This window comes from Nocardia sp. XZ_19_369 (assembly GCF_015355715.1).
Taxonomy (GTDB): Bacteria; Actinomycetota; Actinomycetes; order Mycobacteriales; family Mycobacteriaceae; genus Nocardia.
Genome location: NZ_JACVED010000009.1, coordinates 134560 through 154181, shown reverse-complemented (window position 1 = coordinate 154181; position 19622 = coordinate 134560). Strand labels below are relative to the sequence as shown.

Here is a 19622-nt window from a genome sequence, read left to right as displayed (position 1 = left end):
CTTAGATGTCTGCAGAAATGGCCCGTCGGACGGCCGACGAGATCAGTTTATTTCTTACCGAAACGCTAGGCGATCTGCTCGATATTGCCACCGATGACGTCGCGCTGAGTGAGCCTTTCGCGAGTTTCGGGCTCACCTCGGCGGTGGCGTTGGTATTCGTGGGCAAGATTTCCACCTGGATGGGTAAACCACTCCCGCCGGATCTGCCCTGGGAGTATCCGACCGTGCACGCCCTGGCCGAGGGGCTCGCGGCGGCGCAGGACAGCACCGAACCGGTAGTGCCGGATGCCCGGGATCGGGAGCCCGAAGTCGGGGGGCGCCCGGTGCGGGACAACACGGCGCAGGAGCCGGTGGCCATCATCGGCATCGGTTGCTCGTTCCCCGGACTGCGCGGCCCTGAGCAGTTGTGGGAAACCCTCTGGCACGGCCGGGAATTGGTGGGCGAGGCGCCGGACGCCAGGCATGACTGGCCGCCGTCCGGCGGCGCGCGTGGCGAGCGCCGCCGCGCCTGGTTCGGCGCGTTCCTGGCGGACCCGTACGCGTTCGACGCCAACTACTTCGGCATCGGTGACGCCGAGGCCGCTGCGATGGATCCGCAGCATCGCCTGCTGGCCGAGACCGTGGCCGACGCCTTCGAGGACGCGGGCGTGCCGGTAGAACGGCTGGCCGGCACCTCGACCGGCACCTTCGTGGGCATCACCGCGGGCGACTATGCCCGGGGCATGGGCGAGGCAGCCGAGTCCGGGATGCCGATCGCCGCCGTCACCGGCAATGCCAGCAGCATCGCGGCAAACCGCCTGTCCTACCTCTACGACCTGCGCGGACCGAGCGTCAGCGTGGACACTGCCTGCTCGTCGTCGCTGGTCGCCCTGCACATGGCGCTGCGCAGCCTGCACGACGGCGACTGCGAGGTCGCCGTGGTCGGCGGCGTGAACATGACCCTCGACCCGCGGGTCACCGAGTCGCTGGCCGACGCGGGCATGATGGCCGCCGACGGGCGATGCAAGACCTTCGACGAGCGCGCCGACGGATACGTCCGCGGCGAGGGCAGCGCCGCGGTCGTACTGAAGCCACTGGCGCAAGCCGAGCAGGACGGCGATCGCGTATACGCGGTGCTGCTCGGCTCGGCGATAAACCAGGACGGCCGTACCAACGGGCTGACCGCCCCCAGCTACCAGTCCCAGGTCGACGTGCTGCGCCGCGCCTATCGGCGGGCCGGTGTGCACCCCGGCGACGTGCAGTACATCGAGGCGCACGGCACCGGCACGATCCTCGGCGACGCCATCGAAGCCCGCGCACTGGGCGCCGTCTTCGCCGAAAACCGCAGGAGCGAAGACAAATTCCTCGTCGGCTCGGCCAAGACGGTGGTCGGCCACCTGGAGGCCGCCGCGGGCATCACCGGGCTGGTGAAGACCGCCCTGGCGTTGCACCACGGGCAGGTGCCCGCGAACCTGAACTTCGAATCGCCGAGCAAGCACATCGCTTTCGACGATCTGCCGTTCGACGTGCCTGCGGCGAACCAGGATTGGCCGCACCGCAGCGGCCGCGCGCTGGCCGGCGTGAGCTCCTTCGGCTTCGGCGGCACCAACGCGCACGCCGTCCTGACCGGCCCACCCGCACCGGCGGCACGCCCCGCGGCAACCGAAAAGCCATACCTGGTCAGCATTTCCGGCCGCAGCGAGCAGTCGACGCTCGACCTGGTCGACAGCTGGATCGACATGCTGCGCGACGGCACGGCAGCGCCGATCGCCGAACTCGCACAGACCTCGACCGCGCGCCGGGCCCAGCATCCGTTCCGGGTGGCCGTTGCCGCGCGCGACCACGCGGACCTGGCCGAGCAGCTCACCGCCATCTCCGGCGGTTCGCTGCCGCTCGGCGCCGCCGCGGGCCGGGTGCCGCGCAGTGGGCCGGGCAAGGTGGGCTTCGTCTTCACCGGCCAGGGCAACCAGTGGGTCGGTATGGGCCGCAAGCTGATCAGGCACCAGCCGGTATTCCGTGACGCCCTGCTCGCGGTCGATCGCGAGTTGCGCGTCGAGCTCGGCTGGTCCACCTTCGCCGTGCTGGACCGGGGCCGGGACGAGGAGGTCCTCGCCGACACCGGTACGGCGCAGCCGGTGCTGTTCGCCCTCCAGGTCGCCCTTGCGGCGCTGTGGCAGTCGTGGGGCATCACCCCCGCCGCCGTGGTGGGACACAGCGTCGGTGAGGTCGCCGCCGCACACGTCAGCGGCGCGATCGATCTGCGTACCGCAGCACAGATCATCGCGGCTCGTGCCAAAGCTACTGCGCGCCTGCGCGACAACGGCTGCATGGCCGTGGTGAACCTGCCCGCCGCGGAACTCGAACTGCCGCAACGGGTCTACCTCGCCGGCACCAACGGACCGAAGTGGACGCTGATCTCGGGCAACACCAGTGCCGTCGACGGCTTCCTGGCCCGCCTGGACGGCGAGCAGGTGATGACCCGCCGCCTGCCCGGCCGCTACGCCTTCCATTCGCCGCTGATGCGCGACTGCCTGCCGGAATTCGCGGCCGACATGCCGTGCATCCAGCCCCGTGCGGGCAGCATCCCGTTCTTCTCGACCGTCACCGGCGGCCGGGTCGACGGCGCGCAACTGAACGGCCTCTACTGGACCGACCAGGTGGTGCGCCCGGTGCAGTTCGCGGAGGCGGTGGGCGCGATGATCGACGCCAACGTCGGCTCGTTTATCGAGATCGGCCCGCATCCGGCGCTCAACGGCATGCTGAAAAGCCTGCTCCGCCATCATGACCGGGCCGGGGTCGCAGTGCCGTCGCTGGTCCGCGACGTAGACGACCTCTCGGTAATGCTGGCCGCCCTCGGCGAACTGCATGTCCGCGGGCACGAGGTGCGCTGGGCCGGCGTGGACGCGGCGAAGCGACCGCAGGCCCGGTTGCCGTTGTATCCGTTCGAGCGCAAGTCGTACCGGATCGTCGGCGGCGTGCCGAGTGTCGAAGCCGCCCCGGTGTCGCGTGCGACGACGGATCTGTTCACCGCCGACGTCGACTATGTCGCGCCGCGTACCGAATACGAGCAGGTGGTCGCCGAGATGTGGGCCGAGCTGCTCGGCCTGGAGCAGGTCGGCGTGTTCGAGAACTTCTTCCGCATCGGCGGGCATTCGCTGGCCGCCACCCAGTTCGTCCGCAGACTCCGCGAACTCTTCGAGATCGAGTTCGCGCTCCGGCGCATGTTGCAGGAGCCGACCGTGGCCCAGGTGGCCGCGGCGCTGGAGGAGCTGATGGTCGAACAGGCCGATGCCGCCCTTTTGGAGAGCGATCATGAACTCACCGGCTAGCAGCCTGGCGCTGGCGCGCCTGCGGGAACGCCGCGCCGCGGGCATCTCGACCACCACCGTCCCGCTGCGCGAAGGCGCGGGGCCGTTCCCGGTGACGCCCGCACAGCGTGGCATCTGGCTGCACGAGCAGCTGGCCGGTCACGCCGCGATCTACCATGTGCCGCTGGGCATTCGGATCACCGGACCGCTCGATGTCGCGGCACTGCACGCGGCCGCCGACGCGGTGACCCACCAGCAGCATGCCTTCCGCACGGTCTTCAAGGAGACGCCGGAGGGCTTGCGGGCCGAGGTCGTCGAGGCCACGGGCGCCGACTGGCAGACGCCCGACTTGCGCTTGGTACCCGCGAAGGCGCGCGCGGCGGCGGTCGATCAGCTGCTCGAATCCCTCGCAGTCGCCCCGTTCGACCTGGCGGCCCGGCCGCCGGTGCGGTGGGCGCTGATCCGGCTGGCCGAGCAGGAGTGGATCCTCGCGGTCGTCGCGCACCACCTTGTGCTGGACGGATTGTCGATCGCGCTGCTGATCGATCAGCTGTGGGCGGCCTACGGCGCCGCCCGGCACGACGCGGCGAGCATCCTGCCGGTCCCGCCGCGTCAGTACGCCGACTACGCCGTGTGGAGCGCCGAACATGCCGCGCCCGCAACGCAAGCGGCGGCGGTCGAACGCCGGGCCGCGCTGTTGCGTGGCGCCCCGCCGCTGGATCTGTCCCTCGGTCGCCGTCCGCGGCGCGTAGGGAACACCGGTGCGCGGGTAGAGACTTCGTTCCCCCGCGAGGTGACCGAGGCGGTCCGCGCCTGTGCGGCGGCCAACGGCGTGCCGCCGTTCGTGTTCCTGTTGGCCTGCTACGAACTGGCTTTGGCGCAGCGCACCGGCCAGCGTGACTTCTGCGTCGGCATCCCGATGGCCGCCCGCCCGTACGCCGAGCTCGCGAAAACCATCGGGCACTTCGTCAATACCGTCCCGATCCGCGCCGACTTCGCGACCGGACAGACCTTCCGCGACCTGCTGCACCGCACCCGCGACACCGCGATGGCGGCCTATGACGACGAGACCGTCCCGTTCGAGCAAATCGTCGAGGCCGTCGGCGGACCGTGGGATCCCGCCTACAGCCCGGTCTTTCAGACGCTGTTCGTGCAGCAGGTGTTGGAGCGCCCCGACCTGAGCGAGTGGGGCCTGACCGTCGAATGGCACACCATCGACACCGGCGCCACCCTCTACGACCTGGTCATGCACGTCGCCGAGACCGGCTCGGAGCTGGTCTGTCACCTCACCTATAACGCGAAGCTGCTCAATGCGAACGCGGCAGCCGACCTGGCCCAGGACTTCCTGACCCTCGCCGCCGCGGCCGCCACCGCACCGGAGACGCCGGTCGATGACCTCCTTGCCGCACTGCCGGTGCGCGAGTACACGATGAACGACGAAGCGGCCGAACCGGATTCGGCCGACTCCACAGAAATCGCCTACGAGGCCCCCATCGGCGAGCGGGAGACTCGTCTCGCTGCCCTCTGGGCACAGGCGTTGGAGCGCACCGACATCGGCCGCCACGACGACTTCTTCCTGCTCGGCGGCACGTCCCTCGCGGCAACCCGGGTGATCTCGCAGATCCTCGACGAGTTCGGCGTAAGTGTCTCGCTACGCGAGCTCTTCGAGAGCCCGACGATCGTGACGGCCGCCCGGCTGATCGAATCGGCGTCCGCGGAACAGGATTCGCTGCCCCCGCTGCAAGCCGCGCCGCGCATCGACGGCGAACTGCTCGCGGTGTCCTACGCCCAGGAGCGCCTGTGGTTCCTGGAGACCCTGGACCCCGGCAACGCCACCTACATCATGCCGGGCGGCCTGCGGCTGCGCGGCGAGCTCGATGTCGCCGCGGTGGAGAAGGCGCTGGCGCTGGTGGAGCAGCGGCACGAGGTGCTGCGCAGCGTGTACCGGACCACCGAGGACGGTCAGCTGCGTCAGGCGATCCGCCCGTATTCGCCACGGCCGCTGGAGTTCACGGATCTCAGCACCTTGCCACCCGAGCAGCGCGGCGACGCCGAGACCGAGCTCGCGGCGAGCATCTACCGTGCCCCGTTCGATCTGGCCGAAGGCCCGGTCTGGCGCTACCACCTGATCAGGTCGGCCCCGAACGAATACCTGCTGGCCATCGCGCTGCATCACATCGTGTGTGACGGCTGGTCCGTTGCCGTACTGAGCCAAGAAGTTTCGGCACATTACCGCGCAGAGGTCGCCGGCGTGGCCGCACCGCTGCCGCCCTTGGTGGTGCAGTACGCGGACTACGCGGCCTGGCAGCGCGGCAATGCCGACCGGCTCGACGGGCAACTGGAGTTCTGGCGGACCGAACTGGCCGATCCGACCGTCACCGAGATCCCCGGCGACCGGCCACGTCCGGCCCGCCGCACCTCCCGCGGCGCGGTCGAGCGGCTCCCCGTCGACCCGCAGGTGATGGCCGAGGTCCGGGCGCTCGCGGCCCGCAGCGGCGTCACCACCTTCGCCGTGCTGCTCGCCGCCTTCTACACGATGCTGAATCGGTATACCCGCCAACAGGATCTGATCGTGGCCTCGCCGATCGCCGGGCGCACCCGGTCGGCCGTCGAACCATTGGTCGGCTGCTTCCTCAACACCCTGGCCCTGCGGACTGAGATCGACCCGGAGGAGACCTTCACCGTGCTGGTGGCGCGCGTCGGCAAGACGGTCCTGTCCGCACATGCCAACCAGGACTTGCCGTTCGAGAAGGTCATCGAGGCGATGGTGCCGACCAGGGACATGAGCCGCACCCCGCTGGCCCAGGTCATGTTCAACTACTTGAACACGCCGCCACCATCCCTCGATATGGCCGACCTCGACGTCGAACTCGTCGACGCGCCCCGCACGACGGCCAAGATGGACTTCGACCTCACCGTCGACGAGACCGACGGCCCGACCAAGCTGACCCTGGAATACAGCGCCGACCTCTACGACGCACCGACTGCCGTTCGGGCACTGCGGCATTACGCGACGGCCCTCGCCAGCATCGTGGCGGAACCCGATCAGCGCGTCGGTGAGATCGGCCTCGAGGACCCGGACGAGGTTGCCGCCGAGGCGGTCTGGGCACTGCCGGGTACCGCGATGGTGCCCGAGGCGGTGCCGGACGAGCTGTTGATCGACCGGCTGGACACCGTGATCGACCTGCGCGGCAGCGCACCGGCCTTGCGTGCGGGGGAGCGCAGCACGAGTTTCGCCGAGCTCGACGCGATCACCGCGGTCATCGCCAAGAAACTCATCGGCGCAGGCCTCGACGGCAGCCGCGTCGCGCTGCTCTACGACCACACGCCGGAGAGTTTCGTCGCGGTCTGGGCGGCCTTGCGCGCAGGCGTCGCCTACGTCCCCCTCGACCCGCGCGCGCCGCAGGCCCGGCTGATCGAGATCATGGAGGAGGCCGACGTCTCCGCGCTGCTGTGCGATCCGTCGCTGGCGGAGCTGGGCCGTTCGATCGCCGGTGGGGCGCACGTCTTCCCGGTCTCCGGGCGTGCCGAACCGGACCCGGCCGTCAGCGCAATCCTCACCAACGACCTGTCGACCTGGGCGAAATCCCACATCAGTACCGACGACCTCGCCTACATCCTGCACACGTCCGGCTCGACCGGCCGCCCGAAAGGTGTGGCGCAGAGCCGCGGCAACGCGCTGGCCCACGCGGTCACCTACGCGCGGCGACTACGCATCGGACCCGACGACGTCGTGGCCGCGCCTGCCCGCTACACCTTCGACGCGGGCGTGCTGAACTCGTTCGGGGCCGCGGTGGCGGGGGCCGAGCTGTACGTGATCGACCCGCATCTGTTCAGCCCCGCGGGCCTGCGCGAGGAGATCGAACGCGCCGAGGTCACCGTGCTGCACTGCACCCCAACACTTTTCCGCTACCTGCTCAGCGACACCGACGGGCCGTGGGTACCCGCCCAGCTCCGATTGGTAGCGCTCGGTGGCGAGGAGGTGGTCCGCGGCGACGTCGTCGACTTCGGCAAGCACTTCGCACCGGCCTGCCGACTGGTGAGCCTGTACGGGCCGTCCGAATGCTCGGTCGCGTTGCAGCACATCATCACTCCCGAGGACGCGGACCGCGCCGGGGTGCCGATCGGGCACCCGGTCGAGGGCGTCGAGGTGGAGCTGGTCGACGGAAGTGGCCGCCCCACCGAGGTTTACGGCGAGATCGCGCTGCGCAGCTCACACGTGGCCATCGGCTACTGGCACCGGCCGGAACTCACCGAGAAGGTGTTCGGCACCGGCCCTAGCGGCATTCCGTACTACCGGACCGGCGACCTGGCGCGGCGGCTGCCCGACGGCACGCTGGTGTTCGTCGGCCGCAAGGACCGGCAGGTCAAGATTCGCGGCCACCGGGTGGAGCCGGGCGAAGCCGAGACGTTCCTGCGGTCGCACTCGACGGTCGGCGAGGCGGCGGTGGTGCTGGACACCGCGGCCGACGTGCCGCGGCTGGTCGCCTACCTCACCCAGGACGGCCCGCTGGAGCCCGACTACCTCGAGCTGTCGGCGTTCCTGCGTACTCGGTTGCCGGACTACATGATTCCGTCGGCCTACATGGTCCTCGACAACCTGCCGCGCGGCCTCACCGGCAAGCTCGATCGCGCGAAACTGCCGAAGATCGCCCCCGCCGCGGCACCGGTGTTCACTCCGCCGGGGACCGAGCTGGAGCGGATCGTCGCCGAGGTGTGGGCGCAGGTGCTCGACCGCGAGGTCGGCCTCGGGCAGAACTTCTTCGACCTCGGCGGTCATTCGCTGGCGCTGGCCAGGGTGCGTGGCCTGCTCGAGCGCCGCCTCGGCGTGGAACTGGCGATGACCGACCTGTTCGCCGCACCGACCGTCGACGGGCTGGCGAAGTCGCTGGCCGGCCGGACGGCCCCGCAGGACGACACGGACCGGGGACAGGACCGGCGCGCGGCCGCCGCTCGCCGCCGGGCACACCGCCAGGCCACCGAGACCCGGCCCGACAGCGTTGGGAGCCAGCGATGACCCACGACGACAGCGAGTTCCGGGTCGCGGTGATCGGCATGGCATGCCGATTCCCGGACGCCGACACCGTCACCGAGTATTGGCGCAACCTGTGCGAGGGCCGCGAATCGGTGCGCCCGCTCGCGCCGGAGGCCATGCCCGCCGACCCACCCGCCGGTTACGTGCACGCGGGCGCGCTGCTCGCCGACGCCGACAAGTTCGACGCGGAGTTCTTCGAAATGACCCCGCGCGAAGCACAACTCACCGACCCGCAGCATCGCCTGTTCACGCTGTGCGCCTGGGAGGCGCTGGAGGACGCCGGGCACATCGCGGCCGAAAACCCCACGCCGGTCGGCGTGTTCGCGGGCGCGAGCATCAGCACCTATCTGCTGCGCAACCTGGTCGGGCACGCGAGCGTGTTCCAGAGCCCCAGCTCGCAGCTGCACGCGTTGCACGGCAACGCCTCCGACTACATGGCCACCAAGGTGTCCTACAAGCTGAACCTGACCGGTCCGAGCGTCGCCGTGCAGACGGCGTGTTCCACCTCGCTGGTCGCCGTGCACCAGGCCGCGCAGGCGCTGCTCGACTTCCAGTGCGACGTGGCGCTGGCGGGCGGCGCCAGCGTGCAGGTGCCGCAGGAGGCCGGGTACATCTACGAGGAGGGGTCGATCCTCTCCCCGGACGGTCACTGCCGGGCGTTCGACGCCGACGCGGGCGGCACCGTCTTCGGTTCGGGCGTGGGCGTTGTCGTGCTCAAGCGGCTCGCCGACGCGATCGCCGACGGCGACCACATCCACGCCGTCATCCTGGGCTCCGCGGTGAACAACGACGGCGCCAACAAGATCGGCTACACCGCGCCCGGCATCGCGGGCCAGCGTGCGGTCATCCGAGAGGCGTTGTCGGCGGCAGGAATCGGCGCCGACACCATCGGCTACGTCGAGGCGCACGGCACCGGAACCAAACTCGGCGACCCCATCGAGGTGTCGGCGTTGAGCGCGGCGTATCGCGAGCACACCGACGCGACCCAGTACTGCGCGCTCGGCTCGGTGAAAGCCAATGTCGGCCACCTCAATTCGGCGGGCGGCGTGGCGGGGTTCATCAAGGCGGTGCTCGCCGTGCGCGAGGGCCGTATCCCGGCCAGCCTGCACTACACCCGGCCGAATCCCGAAATAGACTTCGCGGCAAGCCCGTTCTTCGTCAACACCGAACTGCGGACCTGGTCCGACGACGTGCGCCGGGCAGGCGTCAGCGCCTTCGGCATCGGCGGCACCAACGCCCATGTGATCGTGGAACAGCCACCGACGCCAAAGCCCGCCACCGTGCAACTCGGACCGCGCGCACTGCTGATCTCGGGCCGCACTGCCCGAGATGCCGACCGCGCCGCTGCCCGGCTCGCCGAGCACCTGCGCGGCACCGACGCGGAACTCACTTCCGTCGCACACACTTTGGCGCACGGCCGCCGCACCTTCCCACATCGCCGCATAGTCGTGGCGAGCACAACCGCAGAGGCCGCAGCTGCACTAGGCAAACCCGCAGCGGGGGAGGCCATACCGTCTCCCACACTCGCCTGGCTGTTCCCCGGCCAAGGCGTCGCGCTCGGCACCGCCGTCCTCGAACTCGCCGCGACCGTCCGGCAATTCGGCGACCGATTCCGCGAATGCGCGGACATCCTGCGCGACCGCACCGGCTTCGACCTGGCGGCCGCGGTACGCACCGGCGACGGCACCGAACAGACCCAGGTCGCGTTGTTCGCGGTCGAGTACGCGCTGGCCGGGATGTGGCGCGAGTTCGGCGCCGAACCACGGGAACTGCTGGGTCATAGCCTCGGCGAGCTGGTCTGCGCCACCCTCGCGGGCGTCTTCGAGCTGTCCGACGCGCTGGCCCTGGTGGTCGAGCGGGGCCGGATCATGGCGGCGGCACCGCCCGGCGGCATGCTCGCCGTCTCCAAGGGCGTGGACGTCATCGCCGCCCGCCTGCCGGAGGACGTGTGGCTCGCCGCCGACAACTCCGCCACGCGCTGCGTCGTGGCCGGTGCACCCGCGCCGCTGTTCCGTTTGGCCGGTGAGCTGTCGGAGGAGGGTGTGCCGAACTCGCTGCTGCCCGTCGGGCACGCGTTCCACACGCCGCTCATGGACGAGGCCGCCGCCCGCTTCGCGGAGCTCGTGCGTGGCGTGCCGCGTCAGGCCCCGCAGGTCCCGTTCTGGTCCAACGTCACCGGTGCGCCGATCACCGCCGAACAGGCGGTGGACCCCGCCTACTGGGCCCGGCAGATGACCAGCACGGTGCGCTTCCGGGAAGCCGCCGTCGGCCTGGTCGGCCGGAACCAGGGGACGGTCGCGCTGGAGGTCGGCCCGGGTAAGTCGCTGGTCTCGTTCCTGCGCACGGCCGATCGAGCAGCGGCGGCGGTCGGCAGCCTCGGCACGGGCTCGGCCGAGACCGCGATCGTGGACGCGGCGGCACGACTCTGGTTGTCCGGTGTCACGGTCGATTTCGACGCCGTCTACGGCGGCGAGACACCGGCCACCGTCAGCTTGCCGACGTATCCGTTTGCCCTGAAACGCTATTGGGTCGACCCGCCGGAAGCAGTACCCACCCGGCGCTTCGACACCGAGCGACCCGCCCCGGCGGCGCCGGTGACAAGCGATGACCCCGCGACAGACGACGAGGACGACTTCGTGGTCTCGGTGCGCAATCGGGTCGTCTCGGTCTGGTGCGCGGCGCTCGGTGTCGAGCAGATCGCCGACGACGCGAATTTCTTCGAGGCGGGCGGCGATTCGCTGCTGGCGGTGCACGTGGCGACCCAGTTGCGTGCCGTCTTCCCGTTGGAACTCGCCCTCGGCGAGCTGTTCGCCGCGCCGACCGCCGCGGGGATGGCCGACACCATCGCCGCACATCTGATGCAGCGGTTGGACGAACTGTCCGACAGCGAGGTCGAGCAACTGCTCGAGCAGCCGGGGGCGGCCGAAGAACGGAGCAACAATGCCTGAACTCGTCGATTCGGGAGCGTCGCGCCGCGCGTTGCTGCGCCGCTGGGCCGCCGGTGGCACGCCGCGGGCCGGTATCCCGCGCCGTCCCGATCCCACTGCCGCCGCGCCGCTTTCGGCCGCGCAGCAACGAATCTGGTTCCTGGAGCAGCTGTTCCCGGATCGGGCGACCTACACCATGCCACTGGCGCTGCGCCTGCGCGGCCACCTCGACGTCGCGGCCCTGCAGGGCGCGCTGTCGCTGGTGGTGGCCCGGCACGAGTCGCTGCGCACCAGCATCGAAGTGCGCGACGGCGTTCCGGTGCAGGTGGTCGGGTCGGTGGCGCCGCTGCCGATGACCATGGTGTCCCCGGCGCAGCTCGATGCGGAACGACCGCTCGCCGATGCGATCGCGCAGGTGGAGCAGTTCAGCCGCACGGTGTTCGACCTGTCCGGTCAGCTGGTCGAGGTGCTGCTGGTGCGGTTGAGCGAGGACGATTCGATCTTCGCGGTCGCGATGCACCACATCATCTCCGACGGCTGGTCGCTCGGGGTGTTCGCCACCGAACTGATGTCCGCCTACGCCGATCTGACCGCAGGCAGGCACCAACCCGAATTGCCCGCCCTGCCACTGCAATACCCGGACTACGCGACGTGGCTCCAGGATCTCGCGCAGCAGGACAAGTTCGGCGCCGACCTCGACTACTGGCGCGGCGTGCTCGGCGACGAACCGCCGCTGGTCACCTTCCACCCCGACCGCCCGCGCGCGCTCGAGCCGGAAAACCGCGGCGCCAGAGTGCTGTTCACCATCCCGGCGCCGGTGCTGTCCGGGCTGCGGCACCTCGCCGACGAGGTCAGGGTGAACGATCGCCCCGCCACCCTGTTCATCGCGCTGATGGCGGGATTCAAAGCGCTGCTCCGCTACTACACCGGCGCGGAGGACATCACCGTCGGCACACCGATCGCGGGCCGCAACCGGCCCGAGATCGAGCCGCTCATCGGGTTCTTCGTCAACGCGCTCGCCCTGCGGACGGATCTGTCCGGTGCGCCGACGTTCCGTGAGCTGCTCGCCAGGGAACAGCGCGTCGTCTTCGACGCGTTCGACCACCAGGAGGCGCCGTTCGACCTCGTCGTCGAGCATGTGCGGCCCGATCGGGAACTCAGCCACTCGCCGCTGTTCCGCACGGCGGTCGTGCTCCAGAACACCGCGCTTCCGGAACTCGCGATCCCCGGCCTCAGCGCCGAATACGTCGAAGTCCATTCGGGCACCACCAAATTCGACGTGCTGGTGACGCTGCGTCAGGTCGGCGCGGAACTCGTCGGCGCCTTCGAATACGACGTCGACCTGTACGACGAGCCCACCGTCGCCGCCATCGCCCGGCACTTCGTCACCCTGCTGACGGCCGTGGTCACCGAGCCCGACACCGCACTGCCGGAACTGGACTTCCTCGAGCCGGACGAGCGGGAACGCGCGCTGGCCGCGGCACTGCCCAGCGAGCCCGCCACCGAACCCGCCCGGACGCTGCACGAACTCTTCGCGGCGCAGGCGAACCAGACCCCCGACGCGGTCGCGCTCACCTTCGGCGACAGCGCACTGAGCTACGCCGAGCTGGCGGCCGCCGCCGATCGGCTGGCCCAGCGCCTGCGCGCCCGTGGCGTCGGCCGCGGCTCGTTCGTCGGCATCCACCTCGAGCGGTCCGCCGAGATGGTCGTCGCGATCCTCGCCGTGCTGCGGGCCGGTGCCGCCTATGTGCCGCTGGACCCGATGTATCCGGCCGACCGGATCGAGTTCATGATCGCGGATTCCGGTGCGCGACTGGTGATCAGCCACAGCTCGCTGGTCTCGGCGGCGGCATCGGACCCCGAGCTGCTGCTCATCGACCAGTCACCGGACGAGATCGTGCCCGATCTGCCGTTGGCGACGGCCGAACCGCACGACCCCTGCTACGTGATCTACACGTCGGGCTCGACCGGCGTCCCCAAGGGCGTGGTCATCGAGCACGCCAACGTGGTTCGCCTGTTCGCCACGACCAGGCGCTGGTACGACTTCGGCCCGCGGGACGTGTGGACGATGTTCCACTCGTACTCCTTCGACTTCGCCGTCTGGGAGATGTGGGGCGCACTGCTCTACGGCGGCCGGCTGGTCGTGGTGCCGGGCTCGGTCAGCCGGTCCACCGCGGAGTTCGCCGAACTGCTTGCGCGCGAACAGGTCACGGTGCTCAACCAGACCCCGTCGGCGTTCACCCAACTGCTGCGTGCGCTGGAGAACGCACCGAGCACGGAACTGTCGGTGCGCTGGGTGATCTTCGGTGGCGAAGCGCTCGATCTGTCCACGCTCACACCGTGGTTCGACCGCTACGGCGAGTCCGCGCGACTGGTGAACATGTACGGCATCACCGAAACGACCGTGCACGTCACCTATCGCGAGCTCACCCGCGCGGATGTGGTGTCGGCGGCGGGCAGCCTGATCGGTGTCCCGCTGCCCGATCTGGGCGTGCTGATCGTCGATCCGGCGGGCCGTCCGGTGCCCGACGGTGTGGCGGGGGAGATGCTCGTCTCCGGTCCCGGCGTCGGGCGCGGCTACCTGAACCGCGACGACCTCACCGCCGAACGTTTCGTGGAAAGCCCGGTGCTCGGCGGCCGCCGGGTCTACCGGACCGGTGATCTCGCCCGCCGCAGGGCCGACGGCGATCTCGAATACCTCGGCCGGATCGATCAGCAGGTCAAGGTGCGTGGCTTCCGCATCGAACTCGGCGAGATCGAGGCCGCGATCACCGCGCACTCCGGCGTCGACCAGTCGGTGGTGCTGGCGCGCAAGGACACCGGCGGAAACCTCTCCCTGGTGGCCTATTTCACCCCCGGCGACGCGACCGCCGACGCGGCCGACGCGGAACAGGATCAGGTCGCCAACTGGCAGATCGTCTTCAACAGCACCTACCGCCAAGGCCACGACGGCGCCGCCGATTTCGATATCTCCGGCTGGAACGACTCCTACACCAACGCCGCCATCCCCGAGGAGCACATGCGGGAATGGGTCGAGGCCACCGTCGCCGCGGTGCGCACGCTCGCACCGCAGCGCGTCCTCGAAATCGGCTGCGGCACCGGCCTGTTGCTGTCTCGGCTCGCACCGCAGTGCGCGGTCTACGACGCCACCGACGTCTCCGCCTCGGCCGTCGAGAACGTGCGGACCAAGATCGTCGCGGGCAACCGGGACCTCGAGCATGTCCGGCTCGACCAGTGTGCCGCCGACGAACTGCCCTACGACGTCGCGGGCCCCTACGACGTCATCCTGATCAACTCGGTGGTGCAGTACTTCCCGAGCGCCGACTATCTGACCCGCGTGCTGGACTCGGTGGCCGGCCTGCTCGCCCCCGACGGCGTGCTGTTCGTCGGCGACGTCCGCGACCTCACGCTCAGCGAGTCGTTCCACGCGACCGTCGAGGCGACCAACGCGCCGTCCGCCGGTGCCGCCGAGCTCGCGCCCGCCGTGCGTGCCGCCCTCGACCGGGATGCCGAATTGGTGATCGCGCCAAAGTATTTCGAGGACTACGTGGCCGCGCATGCGACGCTGACCGGCTCCAGGATCCGGCTCAAGCGCGGCGAGTACCTCAACGAGATGTCCCGATTCCGCTACGACGCGGTGCTGTACGCGGGCGAGCGTGGACTACCGGTGCGGCCGAAACTGCTCGACGCCACGACAACGCCGCAGCAGCTGGCGGACCTGCTCGAGCGCGACCGTCCCGCAGCGGTGCTGATCGCCGACGTGCTCGACGCACGGGTGGCCGGCCCATTGGCGGTGGTCGCCGAGTTGCCGCGCGGCCGGGCCGGTGCGGCCCAGATCCGTGCCGCTCTCGCCGATTCCGGTGGCGTGAGCCCGGAGGACTATCTGGCTCTCGCCGATCGGCTGCCGTACCGCTTCGAGGCACTGCGCCGCCCCGGCGGCCGCTACGACGTCGTGGTGACCGGCTGGGACGTCGCCTTGCCGTCCATCCCGGCGGCCCGGGACGCCGAATGGCCGGACGATCTGGTCATCTCGGATCCCTTGCGCGTCAAGGCACGTGACGACCTGGTCGTCGATGTGCGGGCGCACCTGGCACGGCGACTGCCGCAGCACATGGTGCCCGCCGCGGTGCTCGTGCTGGACGAATTCCCGTTGACCACCAACGGAAAACTGGACCGTCGCGCACTGCCCGCCCCGGTTTTGCGCCGCAACACCTTGGAGTACGAGCCGCCGCGCACCCCGCTCGAACAGCGGGTCGCTGGCGTCTTCGCCCACGTCCTCGGCATCCCGCGGGTGGGCCGCGAAGACAATTTCTTCGACCTCGGCGGCCACTCGCTGCTGGCGGCGCAGCTGATCCTGCGGCTGAAACAAACCTTCGGCGAAGACATTCCGCTCGGCTCACTGTTCGCCCGGCCGACCGTGGCCGGTGTGGTCGCTCTGCTCGCCGGGGAGGCCGCGGCGGCGGAAGCGATCGATCTCGAGGCCGAGGTGGCCACGGCGATCGAATCATGGCCCGCCGCACCGTGGACCGCCACGCCGCCCAGCACGGGCGAGGTGCTGCTCACCGGCGCGACCGGCTTCGTCGGCGCCTTCCTGCTCCATGAACTCCTGGCGCGCACCGACTCCCGCGTGCACTGCCTGGTTCGGGCGGACAGTAAAGAAGAGGGGCTGGCGCGGCTGGCCGCCACCTTCGACAGCTACGAGCTGCCCCGCGCGGCGTTCGACCGGGTGATCCCGGTCCTCGGCGACCTGGCCGAGCCACGACTCGGGCTGTCCGAGAAGCAGTTCCTGCTGCTGGGCCGCACCATCGACGCGATCTACCACAACGGCGCGCAGGTCAACTTCGCGCTGCCGTACCGGGTGCTGGCGGCGGCCAACATCCAGGGCACCCAGGAGCTCATCACGCTGGCCCGAACCAGTGTCGCCCCACTGCATTTCGTGTCCTCGCTGTATGTGCTCGGCCCCGGCGACGCGGTCGACGGCCGGGTCGCGGCACCGCTGCCCGCCCAGGATCCCACCCAGCTGTCGCTCGGTTATCTGCAGAGCAAGTGGGTGGCCGAACGGCTGGTGACCGAGGCGGGCGAGCGCGGTCTGCCGGTGAGCGTGTTCCGGCTCGGCCGCATCGGCGGCGACAGCCGCACCGGCGCCTGCCAGACCAGCGACTTCTTCTGGCTGCTGGTCAAGGCCAGCCAGGAGGTGGGTCTCGCGCCCGAGGTGGACTTCGCCGTCGACCTGGCACCCGCCGACTTCACCGGCGCGGCCATGGTGGAACTGGCCCGAAACCCCGAACCGGGCACGCGCATCTATCACCTGCGCAACCCGCAGCCGTGCAGCTTCACCGACGCGATCGGCTGGCTGCGCGAAAGCGGCTGGCCGGTGCGCCTGGTCGCCCTCGACCAGTGGCGTGACGCGATCGCCGCGCACGCCGCGAGCGCGGGCCCGGGATCGGCGGCCTTCAGCGTGCTCAGCCTGCTGAGTGCAAACGGCGGGCTCACCCCGCTGATCCAGTTCGACGTAGACCAGGCCGTCACCGCACTGGATCGGGTCGGCGTGCAGTGCCCGCCGGTCTCCCGCGACCTGTTCATCCGCTACCTGGATTACTTCCGCAAGGTCGGCTTCCTCGCCGCGCCGTCACCACAGGAGGTCGGAGTATGACCACAACACTGCTCACCGGGGGCGCGCTCGAGTACGACACGTTGGTGCGCGCGCTGACGAACCAGGCCGCGCGGCGACCGGACCGGGTCGCGTACAGCTTCCTGCACTACCCGGATTCGTCGTCCCAGCACGGCGAGACCGAGTCGCTCACCTACGCCGAGATCGACCGTGCGGCACGGTCATACGCGGCCACGCTGCTCCAGGTCGCGCGCCCCGGCGACCGTGCGGTGCTGCTGCTACCGCCCGGCCTGGAGTACGTGAAGGCGTTCTTCGGCTGCCTCTACGCCGGGATCATCGCGGTGCCGCTGTATCCGCCGAGCGCGCACAATTCCAACGGGCGCATCGACGCGGTCTGTGTCGACGCCGACCCGGCCTGCCTCGTCACCACCGACGGTGCCCTGGCCAATGTGACTGCCTGGCTGGACAACTCGCCGACCGACACCACCCGCCTCATCGTGACCACCGGCGAGGTGGACGAGAAGCTCGCGATCGACTGGGAGCCCGTCCTCGTGGACCGCGAGCAGATCGCCCTGCTGCAGTACACGTCCGGCTCCACTCGCACGCCCGCCGGCGTGATGGTGCCGCATCGCGGACTGCTGGACAACGCCAGGCAGGTCTACGAAATGATGTACCACGTCGGCATTTCCGCCGACGAGGAGGTCGGTTTCGTCAGCTGGCTGCCGTTGTTCCACGACATGGGCCTGATGGTCGGCGTGATCATGCCGGTCATCAACGGCCATGGCGTGGTGCAGATGTCGCCGACGTCGTTCCTGCGCAGGCCGCAGCGCTGGCTGCAGGCGATCAGCGACCACCCCGCGCAGGTCTTCGCGGCCTCGCCGAACGTCGGCTACGAGCTGTGCGCCGAACGTATCGGCCCGAAGGAGCTCGAAGGCATCGACCTGAGCCGGTGGCGGTATGCCCTGTCCGGCGCGGAGCCGGTGCGGGTGAGCACCATCGAGAAGTTCCATGCGGCCTTCGCCGACCACGGCCTGGCGCGCTCGAGCCTGATCGCCGGGTACGGGCTGGCCGAGTCGACCCTGATCGTGTCGGTGAACTGGCGAACCCTGTCCGGCGTCCAGACCCTGACGGTGGACCGCGACGCGCTCGCCTCGGGCCGGGTGGTGGTCGCGCAGAACGGCGCGGACATCGTCAGCGGCGGTACCGCGGCACCGGGCACCACCATCCAGATCGTGGATCCGGAGACCAGGGAGCCGCTGCCCGAGGACCGGCTCGGCGAGATCTGGGTCGCGGGCCCGGCCGTCTGCACCGGGTATTACAACCGGCCGGAGGAGACCGAACACACCTTCCGCGGCGAACTCTCACCGCGCGACGGCAAGTACTACCTGCGCACCGGCGACATCGGCTTCCTGCACGAGGGCGAGGTCTATCCGACCACCCGGCTCAAGGACTTGATCATCATCGACGGCCGCAACTACTACCCACCGGACCTGGAGGACGCCGCCGAGCAGGCACATCCGCTGGTGCTGCCCGGTCGCTGCTCGGCGTTCTCCGTCGAGGTCGGTGTGCAGGAGAAGATCGTGGTGCTCATCGAAGCCAGGATCCCCGCCGACGACGAAACCACCGCGCAGGAACTGCGAAACGCGGTGCGCCAGGCCATCTTCACCATTCACGACATCGGCGTGCACGAGGTGGTGCTGCTCGGCCCCGGCGCGATCCCGCGCACGTCGAGCGGCAAGATCCAGCGTTCGGCCTCGCGCACCGCCTACCTCGACGGCACGCTCCGCCTGCCGGGTGCCAAGTGACCACCGCCCTCGCCCCGCACGGCGACAAGCTGACCTGCTTCACCGCGGCGTTGGCCAGCGCGCTCGTGGCCCGCGGCGAAACCCGGTGGTGGCGGCCGCTGCTCGCGGGCGGTCCGACGCTCGCGGTGAGCCCCGCCGAGGACGACCTGCTGCTGTTCGAGCACGACGCCACCCCGCCACTGCCCGCGCTCGGCCTGCGGGTGAACGGCACGGGCGACTGGGCGACGGCTTACCACGCGCTCGAAGAGCAAGTGGCCGAGCACGGTTCGGCGGTGCTGCTCGCCGACATCTTCCACCTGCCGTGGCAGCACGGCTACCAGCGCTGGCACGCCCCGCACTGGCTGGCCATCGTCGAGACCCTCGACGGCTGGGTGGTGGAAGACCCGCTCACGATGACCACCGAACTCGGCAAGCAAGCCGGGCAACGGGTTCCGGTGCTCTCGGCCGCGGAACTGCGCGACTGGTCGGTGGGACTCGGCGCGGACGACACCGTCGCACTGCTGCGGGAACGAGCAATGGCCGGTTCCAATGCGATTCATGCCGGCCGGACCTACCGGTGGCTCGAATCCCATCCGGTCGCGCCACTGTCGCCGCGCGAGGACCGTCTCGTCGGCGGCGACGCACTGGTGGCTCTGGCCAGCCGCTACCAGTTCGCCGCGACACCGGACGATTTCACGCAGCTGGACGATCTGTGGCAGGCCCTTCGCCAGCGCGAACTGCTGCTGTGGGCGGCCGACCTCGATCCCGAGCTGCTCGATGCCGATGGTCGCGACCACTGGGAACGCGCGGTCACCCAATGGCGCAAACTGCCGCCGCTGCTGATGCACGCCAGGATGCGCGCCGCCGGGGGCCGCACCGTGCACACCGCGCACATCGCCGAAACGTTGCTGTCACTGGCCGAATTCGAGGGCAAGCACCTGGCCTTCGAGCACCGTCCCCGCACGGAGGGGGAGTAGC

6 protein-coding genes are annotated in these 19622 nt (G+C 70.1%); all 6 read left to right on the top strand.

Going from position 1 to position 19622, the window contains the following annotated elements; all coding sequences use genetic code 11:
* Positions 1 to 5: 5 nt before the first annotated feature.
* Genes IBX18_RS31355 through IBX18_RS31330 form a run of 6 tightly spaced genes read left to right on the top strand, consistent with a single transcriptional unit; the run spans position 6 to position 19621 of the window.
* A complete protein-coding gene (locus IBX18_RS31355) occupies positions 6 to 3308 on the top strand; it encodes a type I polyketide synthase (protein ID WP_194837112.1) in 3303 nt (1100 codons plus the stop codon).
* On the top strand, positions 3292 to 8304 hold the full coding sequence (locus IBX18_RS31350) for a condensation domain-containing protein (protein WP_194837111.1): 5013 nt from the start codon (positions 3292 to 3294) through the stop codon (positions 8302 to 8304). Before IBX18_RS31355 ends, IBX18_RS31350 begins: the two co-directional genes overlap by 17 nt.
* Positions 8301 to 11270, top strand: coding sequence for a type I polyketide synthase (locus IBX18_RS31345; protein WP_194837110.1), 2970 nt, complete (start codon positions 8301 to 8303; stop codon positions 11268 to 11270). The genes IBX18_RS31350 and IBX18_RS31345 overlap by 4 nt, the downstream gene beginning before the upstream one ends.
* Entirely contained in the window at positions 11263 to 16902 is a 5640-nt protein-coding gene (locus IBX18_RS31340) for a non-ribosomal peptide synthetase (RefSeq protein WP_194837109.1), read from the top strand. Before IBX18_RS31345 ends, IBX18_RS31340 begins: the two co-directional genes overlap by 8 nt.
* Positions 16899 to 18665 (top strand): fatty acyl-AMP ligase, encoded by a 1767-nt coding sequence (locus IBX18_RS31335; RefSeq protein WP_194837108.1) that lies wholly within the window; start codon positions 16899 to 16901, stop codon positions 18663 to 18665. The genes IBX18_RS31340 and IBX18_RS31335 overlap by 4 nt, the downstream gene beginning before the upstream one ends.
* Positions 18662 to 19621 (top strand): hypothetical protein, encoded by a 960-nt coding sequence (locus IBX18_RS31330; RefSeq protein WP_194837107.1) that lies wholly within the window; start codon positions 18662 to 18664, stop codon positions 19619 to 19621. Before IBX18_RS31335 ends, IBX18_RS31330 begins: the two co-directional genes overlap by 4 nt.
* Position 19622 lies beyond the last annotated feature (1 nt).

What these genes read in the sequence shown, in the direction of transcription:
- IBX18_RS31355 (WP_194837112.1), top strand. Translation starts at nt 6, where the DNA reads ATGTCTGCAGAAATGGCCCGTCGGACGGCCGACGAGATCAGTTTATTT.
- IBX18_RS31350 (WP_194837111.1), top strand. Translation starts at nt 3,292, where the DNA reads ATGAACTCACCGGCTAGCAGCCTGGCGCTGGCGCGCCTGCGGGAACGC.
- IBX18_RS31345 (WP_194837110.1), top strand. Translation starts at nt 8,301, where the DNA reads ATGACCCACGACGACAGCGAGTTCCGGGTCGCGGTGATCGGCATGGCA.
- IBX18_RS31340 (WP_194837109.1), top strand. Translation starts at nt 11,263, where the DNA reads ATGCCTGAACTCGTCGATTCGGGAGCGTCGCGCCGCGCGTTGCTGCGC.
- IBX18_RS31335 (WP_194837108.1), top strand. Translation starts at nt 16,899, where the DNA reads ATGACCACAACACTGCTCACCGGGGGCGCGCTCGAGTACGACACGTTG.